The sequence below is a fragment of the Pseudomonas sp. B35(2017) genome, assembly GCF_002113645.1.
Taxonomy (GTDB): Bacteria; Pseudomonadota; Gammaproteobacteria; order Pseudomonadales; family Pseudomonadaceae; genus Aquipseudomonas; species Aquipseudomonas ekonensis.
Genome location: NZ_NEIZ01000018.1, coordinates 21,578 through 38,769, shown reverse-complemented (window position 1 = coordinate 38,769; position 17,192 = coordinate 21,578). Strand labels below are relative to the sequence as shown.

Below are 17,192 nucleotides of genomic sequence, written 5' to 3'. Positions count from 1 at the left end.
CCGGCGTTTTTTTTATGGATGACGTTCAGATCTTGGCGGTGCGCTTCTGATGGCGCTCCATGTAGCGCTCGACGTAGGAGCACGAAGGAATCACCGTGTAGCCCATTTCGTCGGCGTACTGCAGCGCCCGTTCGGTCAGTGCCGCCGCGATGCCTCGGCCACGCAAGGCGTTGGGCACGAAGGTGCGGTAGATGTCCAGGGTCTGTTTCCCCAGATCCATATAGGTCAGGTAGGCACGATGACCGTCCACATTGGTCTCGAACTGATGACCAGCCTGGTCATGGTGGATGGACAACGCCTCGCTCATCACTACTCCTCGCGGGTCTTTGAATATGACCCCTACCTTACCGATGTTTTCCCGGCGAAGGAACATCTACGCCACCCCGTGCCTGATGGACACCGAGAAGAGCCGCACCGATCTCGCGCAACCTGGCACGTGACGAATAGTAGGCACCAATGGGCCAAATGCTCAAGGCACACTCGTCAACATGCACGCCGGCGACGGCGGCTCCGGTGGACGCCGGGCGCGGTGCGGGCGACGCTTGCCCCCGCTCCGCACGCCTGAACATTGCCGGATGTTGAGACGTAAGACGAGCCCCGTCTTTTTAAGTCACCTCTACACGGCCAAAGATAGGCGAAGCACCGCACAAAATCGCAATGAAAGTGTGGACGAATCCATATAGACGGACATTGGCCAACGACGGCAAAACAGCATTGCCTAACGGGAACTTTTTCTCATTGACTCGCTCATCACGGGGCTTACAGCTGGACATTTTTTATACAGGCCAGTTAAAAGTTGCTCGAAAAAGAATCAGCGCCTACAATTTTTTTTGCTTCTTGCACTACGTCAGTTTACTTACTACAAGTAACGGGTAGTATGTACGCCGGCTATTTCCTCAATCGGAGGAGACAGCCACTTAATTGAAAGTCCTTGAAGGGGAACACGATGAACAACGTTCTGAAATTCTCTGCTCTGGCTCTGGCCGCAGTTCTGGCTACCGGTTGCAGCAGCGCATCGAAAGAAACCGAAGCACGTCTGACCGCTACTGAAGACGCAGCTGCTCGCGCCCAAGCTCGTGCAGACGAAGCTTACCGCAAAGCTGATGAAGCTCTGGCTGCTGCTCAAAAAGCACAACAGACTGCTGACGAAGCTAACGAGCGTGCTCTGCGCATGCTGGAAAAAGCTAGCCGCAAGTAATAGTCCTTCGGGATTGTTATCAAGCCGACCCATTTTTGGGTCGGCTTTTTTGTGCCCGCCGCTTTCTGCAGGCAACAAAAAACCCGCCGGCGCGTCACGCGCCGGCGGGTTTCGTCATCAGGCCTACTGCTGAAGGTCGATCGGGGCGCTGGAGACCATCGGCGCCGAGGTGTTCGGCACGGCAATCTCGACTGGCAGGCCGTCTTCGGCCGCCACCACGTCACGCACCACGTCCCAGTTCATGCGCAGGTTGTTGGTGATGTCCTCACGCTTGAGCATCGCGTTGATCACCGCCGTGTGCTTGTCGACCACCGACGGGTTGCCCTTGTCGTCCAGCGGCGTGTGCGCCTCGAGGTAGACCTTGCCGCCGCTGCGGCCGAACTTGTACGGGTCGTTGATAATCCGCACGGACGTGCCGACCGGCACCATGCCGGCCATTTCCAGCACGTTGTTGTTGAACATGCGGAAGCAGCCGTGGCTGGTGCGCATGCCGATGCCGAACTTCTTGTTCGAACCGTGGATCAGGTAGCCCGGTGTGCCGAGGGTGAACTTGAACGGGCCCAACGGGTTGTCGGGGCCTGCCGGCACCACGTTCGGCAGCGGATCGCCGTCGGCGGCGTGTTCGGCCTTGATCGAGGCCGGCGGCGTCCAGGTCGGGTTCGGCGTCTTGGCGGTGATGGTGGTATGGGCGATCGGCGATCCCCAGCCCTCGCGGCCGATGCCCAACGGGAAGGTGTACACCACGTTGCGGCCTTTCGGGTAGTAGTAGAGGCGGTACTCGGCCAGGTTGATGACGATGCCTTCGCGCGGGCCCGGCGGCAGGATGAAGCGGGTCGGCAGGATCACCTCGGTGCCGGCGCCCGGCAGCCAGGCGTCGATGCCCGGGTTGGCCGCGACCATTTCCGAGTAGCCCAGGTCGTAGGTGGTGCCCAGGTCGGCGAAGGTGTCCTCGTACTTGGCCTTGATCACCTGCACCTGGCCGATGATGTCCTCACCGGGCGGTGGCAGGGGAAATTCCAGTGCGGCAACGGGGCCAGCCGCGCACAGGGCGGCAAGAGACAGGCAGCGGGTGACGGCAGGAAGACGCGGCAACATCCGGAGAATCCTTCGCATGATCGACAAGGGTACAAGAGCGCGATTGTACACCGCGCCCGCGGAATTCGGGGAGAGGCTAGACCTGCGGCGACAGCGCCTGCTCGCGCCGGACGGCGCGGTAGGCCTTGATCGGTGGCGGCCGGCGCGACCATGAAATCGCGTTCACGTGGACTTGCGCAGGTTTCGTCGCCGAGCGGGAGCCAGCGTCCTCGCCGCAGGCGACCTAGAGTTCGAAGCGCAGTTCGGGCCAGATCGGCGAGGTGCCGCGCTTCTGAGACTCCAGGATCGCCCGGCACAGGGAACACAGGCGCTGGTCCTGAAACACCCGGCGATCCACGCTCGACCAGCGCGGCTGCGCCGGCAACAGGCCGCCGCAGAGCGTCCGGTCCACCGAGCCGCCGAGTTCCAGCTGACGGGCCACCAGATGCACCCGCACTTCCTGGCAGGCGAACAGATCCAGCTGTTCGTCAGGCTCGATCAGTTGGTAGGCAAACAGGGACCAGGCAGGGCGCGGCATCGGGGGCTCCAATTAGGGGGGCGCCACATTAGCCGAAAGCCTGCCGCTAGAAAAGCCTCACAACAGCGGTTTCAGCGCCGGCCACACATTTTCCAGCAACCGCCCCTGGGCCCCGGCGGCCGGGTGCAGACCGTCGGCCTGCATCAGGTCAGGATGCCCGCCCACCCCGTCGAGGAAGAACGGCACCAGCGGGATGCTTTTTTCCGCGGCCAGGTTGCCGTACACCTTTGCGAAGGCATCGGTGTAGCGCTTGCCGTAATTGGGCGGCAGTTGCATGCCGAGCAACAGCACCTTCGCACCGCTCCGGCGGGCGCTGTCGATCATCGAAGCAAGATTTTGTTGCAATTGCGCCGGAGGCATTCCGCGCAGGCCGTCGTTGCCCCCGAGCTCAAGGATCACCAGATCCGGCTTGTGCTCCGAAAGCAGCGCCGGCAGGCGCGCCTGGCCACCTGCGCTGGTGTCGCCGCTGATGGAGGCGTTGATCACTTTATCGTCAAAACCCTCGTGCCTGAGGCGCTGCTCAAGCAACGACACCCACCCCGACCGGGTATCCAGCCCGAAAGCGGCGCTGATACTATCGCCGACGATCAGGACGGTGCCCGCCACGGCGTTCTGGGCCATGCACATCACGGCCAGGCCGGCACTCAAAAACCAAACACGCATCGGATTCTCCATGGGCGCAAGCATTCTCACCGCGAAGAACCTTAGCAAAGTGGTTTCCGGGGCGGAAGGCGAACTGACCATCCTGCACCCGCTCAGCCTGGAACTGGCCAAGGGCGACAGCCTGGCCATCGTCGGCGCGTCCGGCTCCGGCAAGTCCACCCTGCTCGGCCTGCTCGCCGGGCTCGACCTGCCCAGCAGCGGCGAAGTCACCCTCGCCGGCCAGGGCCTGAGCAACCTGGACGAAGACCAGCGCGCGCGCATCCGCGCCGAGCACGTGGGGTTCGTCTTTCAGTCGTTCCAACTGCTCGACAGCCTCAACGCCGTGGAGAACGTCATGCTGCCGCTGGAGCTCGACGGCCGCAAGGACGCCCGCAGCCGGGCCACCGAACTGCTGCAGCGGGTCGGCCTCGGCCAGCGCCTGACCCACTCGCCGCGCCAGCTCTCCGGCGGCGAACAACAGCGTGTGGCGATCGCCCGGGCCTTCGCCGCCGAGCCGGATGTGCTGTTCGCCGACGAACCCACCGGCAACCTCGACAGTCACACCGGCCAACGCATCAGCGACCTGCTGTTCGAACTGAACCAGGAGCGCGGCACCACCCTGGTGCTGGTGACCCACGACGAACGCCTGGCCCACCGCTGCCGGCGCCTGATCCGCCTTGAAGCCGGCGAACTGGTCGCCCCCCTGGAGCCTTGATGGCACACCTGCCGCTGCTGCGCCTGTTCAGCCTTGCCCTGCGTCAATTGCTGCGCGATGCCCGCGCAGGCGAACTGCGGGTACTGTTCTTCGCCTTGCTGGTGGCGGTGGCGGCCAGCACCGCCATCGGCTATTTCGGTGCGCGCCTCAACGGCGCGATGATGCTGCGCGCCACCGAGTTCCTCGGCGCGGACCTCGTGCTCGAAGGCAGCTCGCCGGCTCGCCCGGAACAGATCCGCAGCGGCGCCGAACTGCACCTGGACCACGCGCAAGCGGTGGAGTTCTCCAGCGTCATCGCCACCGACAACGGCATTCAACTGTCGAGCATCAAGGCCGTCGACCGCGCCTACCCCCTGCGGGGCGAACTGAAGAGCGCAGCCGCCCCTTTCGCTGCCGAAGAAGCGGGCGGCGAGCCGCTGCCCGGCGAGGCCTGGGTCGAGGCGCGCCTGCTGACGGCACTTGACCTGAAGATCGGCGACAGCATCGATGTCGGCCAAAAGACCCTGAAGCTGACCCGGGTGCTGACCTACGAGCCCGACCGCGCCGGCAATTTCTACAGCCTGACGCCGCGGGTGCTGATCAACCTCGAGGACCTGGCCGCCACCGGCGTGGTGCAGCCCGGCAGCCGGGTGAGCTACCGCGAACTGTGGCGCGGCCAGCCCCAGGCGCTGGAGACTTACCGGCAACTGATCAAACCCGGACTGGCCGCCAACCAGCGCATCCAGGACGCCCGCGACGGCAACCGGCAGATCGGCGGCGCGCTGGGCAAGGCCGAGCGCTACCTGAACATGGCCAGCCTGGTGGCGGTGCTGCTGGCGGGCGTCGCGGTGGCGCTGTCGGCGAACCGCTTCGCCAGCCGCCGCTTCGACGCCAGCGCCCTGCTGCGCTGCCTCGGCCTGTCGCGCCGGGAAACCCTGGTGCTGTTCAGCCTGCAACTGCTGGTGCTTGGCCTGCTCGCCAGCCTCGGCGGCGCGTTGCTCGGCTGGCTGGCGCAGTTGGGCCTGTTCGCGTTGCTGCACGACCTGCTGCCGGCCGACGTGCCGGCGGGCACCTTGCTGCCGGCCCTGGCCGGGATCGGCACCGGGCTGGTGGCGCTGGCCGGTTTCGCCTTGCCGCCGCTCGCCGCGCTGGGCCGCGTGCCGCCGCTGCGGGTGCTGCGCCGGGACATGCTGCCGATCCCGTCGAGCGCCTGGATGGTCTACGGTGCGGCGCTGGGTGCGCTCGGCCTGATCATGTGGCGCCTGAGCCTGGATCTGCTCCTGACCTTCGCCCTGCTGGGTGGGGGCGTGGTCGCCGCCTTGGTGCTGGGCGGCCTGCTGCTGTCGCTGCTGCAGAGCCTGCGTCGACTGCTGGCCCGCGCACCGCTGCCGTGGCGCCTGGGGCTGGGCCAGTTGCTGCGCCATCCGCTGGCGGCCGCCGGCCAGGCGCTGGCCTTCGGCCTGATCCTGCTGTCCATGGCGCTGATTGCCTTGCTGCGCGGCGAACTGCTCGACACCTGGCAGAACCAGTTGCCGAAGAACGCACCCAACTACTTCGCCCTGAACATCCTGCCGGCGGACAAGCAAGCCTTCGCCGATCACCTGATCAACGTATCGGCCCAAGCGGCGCCCCTGTATCCGGTGGTGCCGGGGCGGCTGATCAGCATCAACGGCGAACCGGTGCAGCAGATCGTCAGCAAGGACTCGGCCGGCGACCGCGCCGTCCAGCGCGACCTGAGCCTGACCTGGGCCGCCGACCTGCCGGCGGGCAACCGGATCACCGCCGGCGCCTGGTGGAGCGGGCAGCCTGCGGACGGTGTCCCGGGCGTCTCGGTGGAAGGCAAGGTCGCCGAAAGCCTGAAGCTCAAGCTCGGCGACCTCATGGCGTTCAGCGTCGGCGGGGTCAACCGCGAGGCCAGGGTCACCAGCCTGCGGGAGATCAACTGGGACAACTTCCAGCCGAACTTCTTCATGATCTTCCAGCCCGGCACCCTGAAGGACCTGCCGGCGACCTACCTGACCAGCTTCTATCTGGCGCCCGGCCACGACCTGCAGATCGTCGAACTGTCGCGGGCCTTCCCGGCGGTGACCATCCTGCAGGTCGAAGCCCTGCTCGAACAGCTGCGCAGCATCCTCGCCCAGGTCACCCTGGCGGTGGAGTATGTGCTGTTGTTCGTGCTGGCCGCCGGGATGGCCGTGCTGTTTTCCGGTTTGCAGGCCACCCTGGACGAGCGCATCCGCCAGGGCGCGCTGCTGCGTGCGCTCGGTGCGCAGCGGCAGGTGCTGGTCAAGGCGCGGCGGATCGAGTTCGGCCTGCTCGGCGCGGTCAGCGGCCTGCTGGCCGCCATCGGCTCAGAGGTGGTGAGCCTGGTGCTGTACCGCTACGCCTTCGACCTGCCGTGGCACCCGCACCCCTGGCTGCTGGTGCTGCCGCTGATCGGCGCGGCGTTGATCGGCGCCGCCGGTGTGTTCGGCACGCGCAGGGCCCTCAACTCAAGCCCGCTGACAGTGCTGCGCGAGGGTTGATAGACTCCAGCCCTCTTCACCACAAGACATCGACATGAGCCGTTACCGCCCTCCCCGCACCGCCGGCACCGCCCTGATCACCCCCGAAGGCGAAGCGCGGATGCGCGCCGAATTCCATGAGCTGTGGCACGTGCGCCGTCCGCAGGTGACGCAGGCGGTGAGCGAAGCGGCAGCCCAGGGCGACCGCTCGGAAAACGCCGAGTACACCTACGGCAAAAAGATGCTGCGCGAAATCGACAGCCGGGTGCGGTTCCTGACAAAGCGCCTGGAGGCGCTGAAGGTCGTCAGCGAAAAGCCCAGCGACCCGAACAAGGTCTACTTCGGCGCCTGGGTCACCATCGAGGACGAAGACGGCAAGCAGTCGCGCTACCGCATCGTCGGGCCCGATGAACTGGACCTGAAGCTGGGCCTGATCAGCATCGACTCGCCCCTGGCCCGAGCCCTCGTCGGCAAGGCGCTGGACGCGGAAGTGCGGGTGCAGACGCCGACCGGCGAGCAGTTCGTGTACATCGTCGCCATCGAGTATCCCTGAAGGGGGCTCAACGTCGGGCGATCAGCCCTTGCCGTGCCACACGGGTCAGGTGCCGGATCATCTCCGGCGCCTCGTCGCGGCCCGGCGCCTGAATCACCGCCAGATCGAAACTGTCGTCGGCAAAACGCGCCAGCGACTCGCCGTCTTCGACAAACTGGATGAGGAACGCGGCAGGGCCGCCGCTGCGGCGTGGCCAGCCATCGAGGTAGCGCAGCAGCGTCGGCTGATGCTTGCCGCCAAGCAGGATCTTTGGATTGCGCTGGGTGATGTGTGCCGTGATCGGCGCAGGACGTGCTGGAGGGCGAAGTGCATTCATGTGTCGTGTCTCTGCCTCAAAAGTCTGCATGGCAGGTGAGAGGCAACACCGAACCAGCGCTTTAGCGGTATTTCGAAGCCGGACCGGCTTCTGACGGCGACTGGATGAGTCACCTGGCGCCCCGCAAGTAGCTGTTTAAATCGGCGCATGAGCGGCATCCTAGAGAACGCGGCTGTCGAGTGTCAAGAATCGGCCGCAACAAAAAAGGCCCGCGCAATGCGGGCCTTTTGCCGTGTTCCAGAGCGGTCAGCCGGCGATGGCGCGATCCACCGACAGTTTGCCGGCCCCTTCGATCAGGACCGCGATGCTGCCGCCGAGCAGAGCCAGGGCGAACTCGTAGCCGTTGTTGGCCATGAACAGGCCGTTGCCGATGTGCACGGTGAAGATCGCCACCAGCGACAGGAAGGTCAGGCCCAGCGCCGCCGGACGCACCAGCAGGCCGATGATCAGGGCCAGGCCGGCGAAGAACTCGGTGCCGCCGGCCAGCGTCGCCATCAGGTAGCCCGGCGTCAGGCCGATGCTTTCCATGTACTGTGCGGTGCCGGCCAGGCCGTAGCCGCCGAACAGGCCGAAGAGTTTCTGTGCGCCGTGGGCGGCGAAGATCACGCCGACGGCGATGCGCAGAACGGTCAGGCCGTAGCCGGCGCGGGTGAACAGTACTTTGTTGATCAGAGAGCTCATGTTTGCGTTCCTTAACTTCTTGGGGAAAGTGTGTGTGGTTGGCCGCTATATTAATCAGAAAAATTTATGTTAAAAGCGCAAAAATTCCGCCATAACAATCAATTTATTAGATCATTTGCGTGAGACGACTTTCTGTCCCCGGGGCTCCAGCGACTCGCGCTCCCGGTCGAACGCCAAGTAGTACTTGTTCACGCTATTAACATAGCTGACGGCCCCCATTCCCACCTGCTCCATGGCGATGCGCTCGACCTGGAAGAACCACTGGTTGGGGTTCAGGCCCCGTCGCCGCGCCTCGGCCCGCATGCCCTGCACGCGCTCGGGGCCGATGTTGTAGGCGGCCAGGGTGAACGCCATGCGCTCGCGCTCGTTGAGCTTGGGGCTGTTGAAGAACTTGCGGCGGATCATCGCCAGGTACTTGGCCCCGGCCTGCACATTCCCATCGAGATTCTGGATATTGCCCACGCCGACCCGCTGCGCGGCCGACGGTGTGATCTGCATCAGACCGGTGGGCCCGCCGCCGCCCCGCGCGCCGGGTTGCAGCGCCGACTCCTTGAACGCCAGCGCCGCCAGGTTCAGCCAGTCCATGTTCTGCGCTTCGGCGTGCTTCTGCAGGGTCGGGCGCAGGCTTTCCAGGCGCTGGCGATCGGCCTTGGCCAAGGGATAGTGGACTTGATAGAGACGGCGGTAGATGCGCAGGAACGCTGCGTCTTCGTTGGCCGGCTTCTTGTAGCCGGTCAGGAATCGGTCGATGCTCGCCCGCAGCATCGACGCGTCGCGGCGCACGAACCAGTATTCCTCACCCGGTTCGCTGATCATCAACTGCTTGTCGAAACGCAGCTTGGGCAGGATCTTGCCCCAGCGCTCGGCGATGGGCTGCTCGACGATGGTCAGGTGGAAGATGCCGCCCTGCACCATTTCCAGCACATCCTCGACCGCCAGGGTCGGGTCGACCCATTCGATCTTGATCGGCGCCAGCTTGTGCAGCGCCAGTTTCTGGTTGAGCCGATCGACCGCCTCCCCCGCCGCGCTGCCGGTGGGCAGGGCCAGGGTCTTGCCGGCCAGTTGCTCGACCTTGGTGTAGCGCCGCTCGCCCTTGATGCCCACCAGCACCAGCGGCACGTTGCTGGCGATCGGCTCGCTGCTGGCGACCGCGTGGCCGGGCTGCAGGTCCAGCAGTTCCCCCGGCGCCACCAGGTCGCCCTCGCCCCGCTGCAACGCGCCGAGCAATTGATCCTTGGCCTTGGGAATGATCTTGAGGCTGATCTCCTGACCGTCACGGGCGTGGCCGTTGAGGTACTGCTCGAAGGCGCGCAGGCGGTGATACTCGACGCCGATGGCCTGGCCCTGCACTTCGCCGGAGCTGTTGCGGCTCTGGTTGACCAGCACCCGCAGCACGCGGCTGCCGCGGATCTCGGCCAGGTCGCGCACCTTGGCGGCCGGCACGGCCTGCAACGGGCCGGGCAGGCGCGCGGCAGCCGTCATCGGCAGCAGCAACGATCCGCACAGCAGGAGCAACACCGAGGGACGAACCATCCACTCTCCGGAAAGAACAGGGCGCCTTCACCCGGAAACGAGCAAAGAACACCGACGAAAACAGAGCGCCTGAAGCGCTGGCAAAGTGCGAAAGACTGGCACAGCGATGGCATTGCTGCCAGCCCAACCTGTCCCGCGGCCTCAACAGACAGCCATAACGTGTTGTAGTTCTTGGCTTTTCTTATAAATCTACGGCTCTGATATGCTTTCCGGCCTTCGGCCCGAGGAAGCACCATGCAACTCATCGACATCGGCGTCAACCTGACCAACCCCAGTTTCGCCGACAAACACCAGGCCGTGCTCGACCGCGCCTACGCCGCCGGCGTCTGCCAACTGGTGCTGACCGGCACCAGCGTCGAGGGCAGCGAACAGGCGCTGGAACTGTGCCGGCAACTGGACGAGAGCGGGCAACGGCTGTTCGCCACCGCCGGCATCCACCCGCACTCGGCGAGCGACTGGAACGCCGACAGCGCCAGACGCCTGCAAGCCCTGCTGAAGGAGCCGGGCGTGGTGGCCGTAGGCGAATGCGGGCTGGACTTCAACCGCGACTTTTCCCCGCGCCCGCAGCAGGAAAAGGTGCTCGAAGAGCATCTGGCCCTGGCCGCCGAGCTGCAATTGCCGGTGTTCCTCCACGAGCGGGACGCCAGCCAACGCCTGCTGGACATCCTGCGCGACTTCCGCGACCGCTTGCCCGCCGCCGTGGTGCATTGCTTCACCGGGGAGCAGAAGGCGCTGTTTGGATACCTCGACCTGGATCTGCACATCGGCATCACCGGCTGGATCTGCGACGAACGCCGCGGCACCCACCTGCACCCGCTGGTGAAGGAGATCAAGCGCGGTCGCCTGATGCTCGAAAGCGATGCGCCGTACCTGTTGCCGCGCAGCCTGCGGCCCAAGCCCAAGAACGGGCGCAACGAACCGGCCTACCTCACCGAAGTGCTGCGCGAAGTCGCCCTGCACCGCGGCGAAACCGAGGCTGACCTGGCGGCCCACACCACCGCCTGCGCCCGGGCGTTCTACGGCCTGCCCACCCTGCCCTGACACCCCTGTAGGCGCCAGCCTGCCCCGGCGATCGCCCTTGACCCTGCCCCGCCGCCATCGCCAGCAGGCGGGTGCCTACAGCGCTCGAACAGCATCAGGCCTTGATGCACATCAAGATTCCGCGCCCACGATACCGGCACAATGCTGGCACCTTGCCAAAACTGTTTCCGCTATCAGAGAAGACCTCCATGGGTGCCTGGCTTAGCAATATCTCGCTGAAATACAAATTCTGGGCGGTCAACGCGGTCGCCTTCGTCACCACCCTGCTGCTGGTGCTGTACGCCGTGCAGTTGGAACAGCAGTCCCGCAGCCATGCTGCCCAGGCCTGCGCGCAGGCGCAGGCGCAATTGCTCAAGGCCTGGCCGGCCGGGCAAGCGCTGCCCAAGACCGATCAGGTGCTGACGTTCAAACGCGGCGAAGCCCCTCGCCTCAACGATCAACCGTTACTGGAGATCACCGACGGCAACGGCTGGGTCGAGATCAACCATCTGCCGCTGTTCGGCGAAAACCCGCTGATGGGCGCCGAAGTGTTCGGCCGCCCCGATGGCCAGCAGGTCGCGGTCATCGCCTACGGCCCGAGCATGAGCCAGGTGTTCAGCGAGCGGTTCGCCAACTATGCGGTGGCGGTGTTCATCCTGATGCTGGCGATGCTCGGCGCTTCGCAACTGCTGATCCGCTTCCTGCTGAGCCAACTCAACACGCTGAAGGACGTGATGCTGCACGTCGAAAAGACCGGCGACTTGAGCGCCCGGGTGCCGCTGGCGTGCAAGGATGAGGTCGGCCAAATGGCCAACGCCTTCAACGCCATGCAGGCCGGCTACCAGCGGGTGGTGACCACGGTCGCCAACACCGCGCGGCAACTGGACGTCGGCGCGGCGCGCCTGGCGTCGAGCATGAACGAGGTGCGCCACGGCATGCTCGGCCAGCAGAGCGAAACCGACCAGGCCGCCACGGCCATCAATGAGATGACCGCCACCGTCCACCACATCGCCCAGCACGCCGGCGCCACCCGCGATCTGTCGCAGACCGCCGACGGCCTGGCCGGCAGCGGCCAGCAGGTGGTGAGCCGGGTGCAGCAGTCGATCGCCGGGCTGTCCAGCGGCGTGCAGCAGACCGCGGAAATGATCCAGCGCCTGGCCGAGGACAGCCAGAAGATCAACGGCGTGGTCAGCGTGATCCACAGCATCGCCGAACAGACCAACCTGCTGGCCCTCAACGCCGCCATCGAAGCGGCCCGGGCCGGCGAGATGGGGCGCGGGTTCGCGGTGGTCGCCGACGAGGTGCGCAACCTGGCCAAGCGCGTGCAGACCTCCACCGACGAGATCACCACCATGGTCTCGGCGCTGCAGGCCGGCACCCGCGATGCGGTGGACTTCATGCAGGAGAGTTCGTACAAGGCCGACGACTGCGTGCAGCAGGCCCAGGAAGCCGGCGAAGCGCTGGCGGAAATCACCGGCGCCGTGGCGCAGATGCGCGAGAGCAACACGCAGATCGCAGTGGCGGCGGAACAGCAGAGCCAGGTGGCCGAAGAGATGAACCGTGCGGTGGTGAGCATCCGCGACGTGACCGAAGACACCGTGCAGCAGACCGTGGATTCGGCGACCACCAGCAACGAGCTGGCGACCCTGGCCGGCGAACTCAGCAAGGCCATCGGGCAACTGAAGCTGTAGGGGAATCATCGCGAAGGCGTCAGTCCGGGCGACATCGAATCCGGCCATGACGCCTATCGCTTCAATAGCCAACCTTGATTCGCCGCCCTCCCGGCCCGGGCCTATCCTTCAGCCATGCACCGAACATGGCACAAGGAGCCGCAGACATGGGCAAACGTCACCCCAACCTTCCCGCCTGGCAATGGCGCGCGTACCCGCACAACCATCAGCACCCGACCAACCTGGTGCTGCACCTGATCGCCGTGCCGCTGTTCATCGTCGCGTTTCTGCTCATCGTGTCGGGGGTGTTCAGCCTGAGCCTGGCGAGCGTCGCCATCGGCGTGATCGGCATCGTGGCGGCGCTGGCCCTGCAGCGCCACGGCCACAGCCTGGAGGCGCAAGCGTCCGAGCCGTTCAGTGACCGCAAGGATGCCGTATCGCGCCTGTTGGTCGAGCAGTTCCTGACCTTCCCGCGCTTCTTCCTCAGCGGCGGCTGGTGGCGCGCCTGGCGTGAGCGCCACCGCCGGCATTGAGTCAGGCGAAGATCGTCACCGTCTGGCGGCTCATCGCGATCAATTCCCCTTCGGCGCTCCACAGCTTGGCCGCCACATGCCCGTAGCCGTCGGCGGCATACTCGATCTGGGCCAGGTACTTGCACCAGTCCAGCGTGGTCAAATCCCGCAGCGGCTGCACGAACTCCACCGTCCAGGTCAGGGTGCTGCCCGGCGCCGGCTTGCTCAGGAACGGCAGCAGCGCAGGCGGCCAGGCATCGACCAGCGCCAGCAGGTGCGATTCGTTGACCGGCTCTTCAGGGACATCGCCGCGCAAGCGCACCCAGCCGCCCATGTCGCGTGACTTGTTGCCGGTGAACGGCATGCCGCCCACGCTCCAGCGCATCGCCAGATGGCGCATGAACTCCGGCGTGACGCCTTTGATGTAGGGCAGTTCCTGGCAGTCGTCCCAGTGCTTCATCTGCGGCGCCGGCTGAGCGTCGACCGCCACTTCCGACGTGCGCGAGCCGCCGAAGCTGCCCTGCATCAGGGTCACCACCTGGCCGTTCTGCGTCGCGCGGCCCAGCACTTGGCTGACCGCCTTGCCCTCGCGCAGCACCTCGACCTCGAAGCTCACCGGCACTTCAGGCTCCACCGGACCGACAAAGGTGATCGCCAACGAGCGCACGGGACGCTCCACCGGCACCTCGGCGCGCATCACTTCATATTGCAGCGCCGCCACCAGGCCGCCGAAGCTGGCCCGGCCCTGCCCCCATTCGGCCGGAACCGACAGCTCCGGTTGACGGCGGACAGCATCGAGCAGATCGCAAAAGCGCATGGGAACCTCAGGTACGAAAGAGTCAAAGCCGGGATCTTAACCAGCCAAGCAGAGCGCCGCAGCGTCTATTCCGGTCAAATCGACTGACAGAAAGGCCGTACGGGGCTGCAGGGCTGGCTCCTGCAGGGGAACGTTCAGGACTTGAAGCAGGCTTCGCTGAGCTTGTCGAGGACACGGTCGGCCTTAACCTCGGCCTCGGCCATGGTCGCCTGCCAGGTCGGGACGCAGGGCAGCAGATCCGCTTCCTGCTCGGCCCTGGCCAGCCATTGCCAGCAATCGTGCCAGTCGCCCAAAGCGCCCTGCGCGGATTTCAGATGCTTCATCGCCGATGCGGGCAGGCGATCCAGCTCGGGGTAGGCCTCGATGCCGTAGCGCACGCGCTTGATCAACAGGCGCAGGCGATGGCGGTCGTGGGCCGGGTCGTGCAGCGCCTCGTCAAGGTTCTTCCACTGCTTGCGCAGGCGCTTGCCGATGCGCGTGTCCAGGCCCTTGAGCAAGCCTTGACGCTGGGAGGCGCGCAGGAAACGGGGAAAGGCGTCGAGGATCATCAGCAGCGACGCCAGCTCCGCACTCGCCGCCAGCGCCGGATACGCTTCGGCCATCTGCGCCAGGCGCCGATGGGCCGCCTCCGGCCGGCCATGCTTGAGCAAATAGGCCGCCAACACCTCGCGGTCACGCCATGGCGTGGTCAACTGCCCGACGGCGGCGGCCGCCCCTTCCAGTTGCTCGACACCCGGCAGCCCGCGCAACGGCCTCAACAGGCTGCGCAAGCGGCGCACGGTGGTGCGCAGGTCGTGCAGCGCCTCCGGGTCGGTACGCGCCGCCAGGCGTGCCTGACAAGCCAGCAGCCGCACTTCCAGACCCAGGACATGGGCCACCAACCGGTCAATCATGGGGATCACTCCGTAAACAGCGCCAAGTGGGAAGCCTCAAGCGACAAGCCGTACAAGCTTGCCGCTTGAAGCTTAGCGCTGATGGCCGCTTCTATCGCCCCGCACGGGACTCGCGAATGTAGAAACGCGCCTTCTCGGCTTTCTTGGTGCAGCCCTCGAACCCTTCGAACTGCTGCTGGGTCTTGGCGGCGGTCAGCAGCGACAGGGCCTTGGAATAGCTCACCGTCCCGGCGAACCCTTCGGCCTTGGCCAGGTCCAGCTCGTGCCACGCCGCGTCGAGCTGGCTGCCGCAGCTGTCGCGGTAGGCCGTCTTGCCCGCGCAGCCGGCCAACGCCAGCGCCATCAGGGGTACACAGATCCAGGCTTTCATCACTCACACCTCAGAGATAGGTCAACAGTCGTGCAGGTAAGACGGTTCGACGGCGCAAAAGTGCCTTGGGCCACCGGTGAAGGGCAATACTTTAAAGATAGCCGCGAAGGGTCATCCGGCATCGAAAAAACGACACCCCCGCGCCCCGCGCGACCCGACCGATTGAAGCCCGCCCCCGGATGGGTGCATTGTGCAGGCGTGAGGGGAGGAAGTCCGATGAAAAAGCGTGTCGCACTGGTGCTGGGCTCCGGGGGCGCCCGGGGGTATGCCCATATCGGCGTCATCGAGGAAATCGAACGGCGCGGCTACGAGATCGCCTGCGTCGCCGGGTGTTCGATGGGGGCAGTGGTCGGCGGGATCTACGCGTCCGGCAAGCTGGACGAGTACCGCAACTGGATCGAGAGCCTGGACTACCTGGACGTGCTGCGGCTGGTGGACGTCAGTTTCCGCCTCGGCGCGATCCGCGGCGAAAAGGTCTTCGGCCAGATCCGCAAGATCGTCGGCGAAATCAACATCGAAGACCTGCGCATCCCCTACACGGCGGTGGCCGCCGACCTCACCAACCAGCAGGAGATCTGGTTCCAGGAAGGCTGCCTGCATCAGGCGATGCGCGCCTCGGCGGCGATCCCGAGCCTGTTCACCCCGGTGATGCAGGGCAACCGGATGCTGGTGGACGGCGGCATCCTCAACCCGTTGCCGATCGTGCCGGTGGTGTCCAGCCACTGCGACCTGATCATCGCCGTCAACCTCAACGCCACCAACCAACGCCACTACAAGCTGCCGGTGATCCAGCGCCCCGCCGCGTTCCGCACCCGCTTCGACAGCCTGATCAGCTCGCTGGGCTCGAAGATGCCGTTCCGGCGCAAGCAGGCCGAACAGCTGTTGCTGTTGGAGCAGGAAGCGCTGCGGGCCGAGGCGGCGGAGATCAACCCGTGGGTCGAAGGCGCCGAACCCGAGACCCAGCAACCGGCCGCCGCCCCCGAGCGCGACGGCGCGCCGAAGTCGGCCACCGGCTCGTTCATCATCGATAACGTGGGGCCGGCGTCGTTGCTGGATCTGATCAACCAGAGCTTCGAAGTGATGCAGACCTCGTTGGCCCAGTACAAGATCGCCGGGTATCCGCCGGACGTGCTGATCAACGTGCCGAAGCGGGTGTGCCGGTTCTTCGAGTTCTACAAGGCGCCGGAACTGATCGCGCTGGGGCAGGAGATCGCGCGGGATACGCTGGACCGGTACGAAAGCGAGCTGCCTTGAGGAACACATGGCTGACAGAGCCTCACCGCGGCAAGCCTGCTCCCACAGGGGCTGCGGTCGTTCACCACCACTGCGCTTCGGCCGAAGCCTGTGAGAACAACAGTACTTGCCCTGGCTCTGGTGCCCGGGTTGACGCCATCGCCAGCAGGCTGGCTCCCACAAGGGACTGGCGCCACAAACGAATCCTCTGTGGGAGCCAGAGCCGGCCCATTCGGCACAGGCCTACAGGCTGGTCTCGCCCAACAACCGATACCCCACCCCCGCCTCGGTGACGATGAACCGCGGCCGGGTCGGGTCGTCCGCCAGTTTCTGGCGCAGGTGCCCGACCACGATGCGCAGGTAGTGGCTGTCTTCGGTGTGGGTCGGGCCCCAGATGTCCTTGAGCAACTGCTGCTGGGTGATCACCCGTCCCGGATGCCGCGCCAGTTGCGCCAGCACCGCGTACTCCTTGCGGGTCAGGGCCACTTCGGCGCCGTCGAGCGTGACCCGGCGGTACGCCAGGTCCACGGTCAGCGGGCCGAAGTTCAGCGCGGCCTGCTGCGCCTCCCCCGCCGGCGCCTGACGCAGCAGCGCCCGCACCCGGGCGAGGAACTCCTGGATGCCGAACGGCTTGGTCACGTAATCATTGGCGCCGCCGTCCAGGGCCTGCACCTTCTGCCCTTCGCTGGCGCGCACCGACAGCACCAGCACCGGCGCCGTGGCCCATTCGCGGAACTCGCGTAGCACTTGCTGGCCGTCCATGTCCGGCAGGCCGAGGTCGAGCACCAAGAGGTCGGGCTTGTTCAGCGCCGCCTGCGCGAGGCCTTCGGTGCCGGTGCCGGCCTCCAGCACCTTGTAGCCCTGTGAAGCGAGGCTGATGCGCAGGAACTTGCGGATCTGCGGTTCGTCGTCGATGACCAAAATGGTCGCGGTCTGGCTCATGG

The 17,192-nt window shown here is 65.7% G+C and carries 19 protein-coding genes; 8 read left to right on the top strand and 11 right to left on the bottom strand.

Annotation, left to right across the window (positions count from 1 at the left end):
* Positions 1-25: 25 nt before the first annotated feature.
* Positions 26-307 (bottom strand): GNAT family N-acetyltransferase, encoded by a 282-nt coding sequence (locus CAG41_RS23285; protein ID WP_085577992.1) that lies wholly within the window; start codon positions 305-307, stop codon positions 26-28.
* A gap of 639 nt (positions 308-946) precedes the next feature.
* Here CAG41_RS23285 and oprI point away from each other — a divergent pair.
* Positions 947-1,198 (top strand): outer membrane lipoprotei OprI, encoded by a 252-nt coding sequence (gene oprI, locus CAG41_RS23280; RefSeq protein WP_011335311.1) that lies wholly within the window; start codon positions 947-949, stop codon positions 1,196-1,198.
* A 123-nt stretch (positions 1,199-1,321) separates the two neighbouring features.
* Here the strand turns inward: oprI and CAG41_RS23275 are convergent, their stop codons facing one another.
* The 3 genes from CAG41_RS23275 to CAG41_RS23265 form a co-directional block, all read right to left on the bottom strand.
* Positions 1,322-2,293, bottom strand: coding sequence for a L,D-transpeptidase family protein (locus tag CAG41_RS23275; protein WP_085577993.1), 972 nt, complete (start codon positions 2,291-2,293; stop codon positions 1,322-1,324).
* 223 nt (positions 2,294-2,516) lie between these two features.
* Entirely contained in the window at positions 2,517-2,810 is a 294-nt protein-coding gene (locus CAG41_RS23270) for a hypothetical protein (protein WP_085577994.1), read from the bottom strand.
* Positions 2,811-2,867: 57 nt separating this feature from the next.
* On the bottom strand, positions 2,868-3,473 hold the full coding sequence (locus CAG41_RS23265; RefSeq protein WP_085577995.1) for an arylesterase: 606 nt from the start codon (positions 3,471-3,473) through the stop codon (positions 2,868-2,870).
* Positions 3,474-3,483: 10 nt separating this feature from the next.
* Here CAG41_RS23265 and CAG41_RS23260 point away from each other — a divergent pair, with 10 nt between their 5' ends.
* The 3 genes from CAG41_RS23260 to greB are packed head-to-tail and all read left to right on the top strand — an operon-like array spanning position 3,484 to position 7,203.
* Positions 3,484-4,167, top strand: coding sequence for an ABC transporter ATP-binding protein (locus CAG41_RS23260; protein ID WP_085577996.1), 684 nt, complete (start codon positions 3,484-3,486; stop codon positions 4,165-4,167).
* Positions 4,167-6,671: an ABC transporter permease gene (locus CAG41_RS23255; RefSeq protein WP_085629810.1), complete on the top strand. Its 2,505-nt coding sequence runs from the start codon at positions 4,167-4,169 to the stop codon at positions 6,669-6,671. Before CAG41_RS23260 ends, CAG41_RS23255 begins: the two co-directional genes overlap by 1 nt.
* 34 nt (positions 6,672-6,705) lie before the next feature.
* Positions 6,706-7,203 carry a transcription elongation factor GreB gene (gene greB, locus CAG41_RS23250; RefSeq protein WP_085629808.1) on the top strand — a complete coding sequence of 166 codons (498 nt, stop codon included), beginning with the start codon at positions 6,706-6,708 and terminating at the stop codon, positions 7,201-7,203.
* Between the two features lie 7 nt (positions 7,204-7,210).
* Here greB and CAG41_RS23245 read toward each other — a convergent pair whose 3' ends face one another.
* The 3 genes from CAG41_RS23245 to CAG41_RS23235 all read right to left on the bottom strand — a co-directional run bounded on the left by CAG41_RS23245 (position 7,211) and on the right by CAG41_RS23235 (position 9,733).
* Positions 7,211-7,519: a hypothetical protein gene (locus tag CAG41_RS23245; RefSeq protein ID WP_085629806.1), complete on the bottom strand. Its 309-nt coding sequence runs from the start codon at positions 7,517-7,519 to the stop codon at positions 7,211-7,213.
* A gap of 246 nt (positions 7,520-7,765) precedes the next feature.
* Complete coding sequence (locus CAG41_RS23240) at positions 7,766-8,200, bottom strand: DoxX family protein (RefSeq protein ID WP_085578000.1); 435 nt, start codon at positions 8,198-8,200, stop codon at positions 7,766-7,768.
* 111 nt (positions 8,201-8,311) lie between these two features.
* Positions 8,312-9,733 carry a transglycosylase SLT domain-containing protein gene (locus CAG41_RS23235; protein ID WP_085578001.1) on the bottom strand — a complete coding sequence of 474 codons (1,422 nt, stop codon included), beginning with the start codon at positions 9,731-9,733 and terminating at the stop codon, positions 8,312-8,314.
* A gap of 234 nt (positions 9,734-9,967) precedes the next feature.
* On the opposite strand from CAG41_RS23235, the gene CAG41_RS23230 reads away from it, so the two are divergent.
* The 3 genes from CAG41_RS23230 (at position 9,968) to CAG41_RS23220 (ending at position 12,956) form a co-directional block, all read left to right on the top strand.
* Positions 9,968-10,774 (top strand): TatD family hydrolase, encoded by an 807-nt coding sequence (locus CAG41_RS23230; RefSeq protein ID WP_085629804.1) that lies wholly within the window; start codon positions 9,968-9,970, stop codon positions 10,772-10,774.
* A 188-nt stretch (positions 10,775-10,962) separates the two neighbouring features.
* Complete coding sequence (locus CAG41_RS23225) at positions 10,963-12,444, top strand: methyl-accepting chemotaxis protein (RefSeq protein ID WP_085707520.1); 1,482 nt, start codon at positions 10,963-10,965, stop codon at positions 12,442-12,444.
* A 146-nt stretch (positions 12,445-12,590) separates the two neighbouring features.
* Positions 12,591-12,956: a terminase gene (locus CAG41_RS23220; RefSeq protein ID WP_085578004.1), complete on the top strand. Its 366-nt coding sequence runs from the start codon at positions 12,591-12,593 to the stop codon at positions 12,954-12,956.
* Between the two features lies 1 nt (position 12,957).
* Here CAG41_RS23220 and CAG41_RS23215 read toward each other — a convergent pair whose 3' ends face one another.
* From CAG41_RS23215 to CAG41_RS23205, 3 genes are all read right to left on the bottom strand, one after another.
* On the bottom strand, positions 12,958-13,752 hold the full coding sequence (locus CAG41_RS23215) for an acyl-CoA thioesterase II (protein WP_085578005.1): 795 nt from the start codon (positions 13,750-13,752) through the stop codon (positions 12,958-12,960).
* 134 nt (positions 13,753-13,886) lie between these two features.
* On the bottom strand, positions 13,887-14,645 hold the full coding sequence (locus tag CAG41_RS23210) for a CHAD domain-containing protein (RefSeq protein ID WP_085640484.1): 759 nt from the start codon (positions 14,643-14,645) through the stop codon (positions 13,887-13,889).
* Positions 14,646-14,736: 91 nt separating this feature from the next.
* Complete coding sequence (locus tag CAG41_RS23205; protein WP_007950948.1) at positions 14,737-15,015, bottom strand: hypothetical protein; 279 nt, start codon at positions 15,013-15,015, stop codon at positions 14,737-14,739.
* Between the two features lie 216 nt (positions 15,016-15,231).
* On the opposite strand from CAG41_RS23205, the gene CAG41_RS23200 reads away from it, so the two are divergent.
* The gene (locus tag CAG41_RS23200; protein WP_085578007.1) at positions 15,232-16,269 is read left to right on the top strand and encodes a patatin-like phospholipase family protein; all 1,038 of its coding nucleotides are present in this window, start codon (positions 15,232-15,234) and stop codon (positions 16,267-16,269) included.
* Positions 16,270-16,491: 222 nt separating this feature from the next.
* On the opposite strand, the gene CAG41_RS23195 is transcribed toward CAG41_RS23200, so the two are convergent.
* Positions 16,492-17,190, bottom strand: a complete 699-nt coding sequence (locus CAG41_RS23195) for a response regulator (RefSeq protein WP_085578008.1) — start codon at positions 17,188-17,190, stop codon at positions 16,492-16,494.
* Between the last annotated feature and the right edge of the window lie 2 nt (positions 17,191-17,192).

Excerpts from the sequence above, each read along its gene's own strand:
- CAG41_RS23200 (WP_085578007.1), top strand. The coding sequence starts at position 15,232 with ATGAAAAAGCGTGTCGCACTGGTGCTGGGCTCCGGGGGCGCCCGGGGG.
- CAG41_RS23260 (WP_085577996.1), top strand. The coding sequence starts at position 3,484 with ATGGGCGCAAGCATTCTCACCGCGAAGAACCTTAGCAAAGTGGTTTCC.
- CAG41_RS23195 (WP_085578008.1), bottom strand. The coding sequence starts at position 17,190 with ATGAGCCAGACCGCGACCATTTTGGTCATCGACGACGAACCGCAGATC.
- CAG41_RS23270 (WP_085577994.1), bottom strand. The coding sequence starts at position 2,810 with ATGCCGCGCCCTGCCTGGTCCCTGTTTGCCTACCAACTGATCGAGCCT.
- CAG41_RS23285 (WP_085577992.1), bottom strand. The coding sequence starts at position 307 with ATGAGCGAGGCGTTGTCCATCCACCATGACCAGGCTGGTCATCAGTTC.
- greB (WP_085629808.1), top strand. The coding sequence starts at position 6,706 with ATGAGCCGTTACCGCCCTCCCCGCACCGCCGGCACCGCCCTGATCACC.
- CAG41_RS23210 (WP_085640484.1), bottom strand. The coding sequence starts at position 14,645 with ATGATTGACCGGTTGGTGGCCCATGTCCTGGGTCTGGAAGTGCGGCTG.
- CAG41_RS23220 (WP_085578004.1), top strand. The coding sequence starts at position 12,591 with ATGGGCAAACGTCACCCCAACCTTCCCGCCTGGCAATGGCGCGCGTAC.
- CAG41_RS23240 (WP_085578000.1), bottom strand. The coding sequence starts at position 8,200 with ATGAGCTCTCTGATCAACAAAGTACTGTTCACCCGCGCCGGCTACGGC.
- CAG41_RS23255 (WP_085629810.1), top strand. The coding sequence starts at position 4,167 with ATGGCACACCTGCCGCTGCTGCGCCTGTTCAGCCTTGCCCTGCGTCAA.
- CAG41_RS23235 (WP_085578001.1), bottom strand. The coding sequence starts at position 9,733 with ATGGTTCGTCCCTCGGTGTTGCTCCTGCTGTGCGGATCGTTGCTGCTG.
- CAG41_RS23275 (WP_085577993.1), bottom strand. The coding sequence starts at position 2,293 with ATGTTGCCGCGTCTTCCTGCCGTCACCCGCTGCCTGTCTCTTGCCGCC.
- CAG41_RS23205 (WP_007950948.1), bottom strand. The coding sequence starts at position 15,015 with ATGAAAGCCTGGATCTGTGTACCCCTGATGGCGCTGGCGTTGGCCGGC.
- CAG41_RS23215 (WP_085578005.1), bottom strand. The coding sequence starts at position 13,752 with ATGCGCTTTTGCGATCTGCTCGATGCTGTCCGCCGTCAACCGGAGCTG.
- oprI (WP_011335311.1), top strand. The coding sequence starts at position 947 with ATGAACAACGTTCTGAAATTCTCTGCTCTGGCTCTGGCCGCAGTTCTG.
- CAG41_RS23230 (WP_085629804.1), top strand. The coding sequence starts at position 9,968 with ATGCAACTCATCGACATCGGCGTCAACCTGACCAACCCCAGTTTCGCC.
- CAG41_RS23245 (WP_085629806.1), bottom strand. The coding sequence starts at position 7,519 with ATGAATGCACTTCGCCCTCCAGCACGTCCTGCGCCGATCACGGCACAC.
- CAG41_RS23265 (WP_085577995.1), bottom strand. The coding sequence starts at position 3,473 with ATGCGTGTTTGGTTTTTGAGTGCCGGCCTGGCCGTGATGTGCATGGCC.
- CAG41_RS23225 (WP_085707520.1), top strand. The coding sequence starts at position 10,963 with ATGGGTGCCTGGCTTAGCAATATCTCGCTGAAATACAAATTCTGGGCG.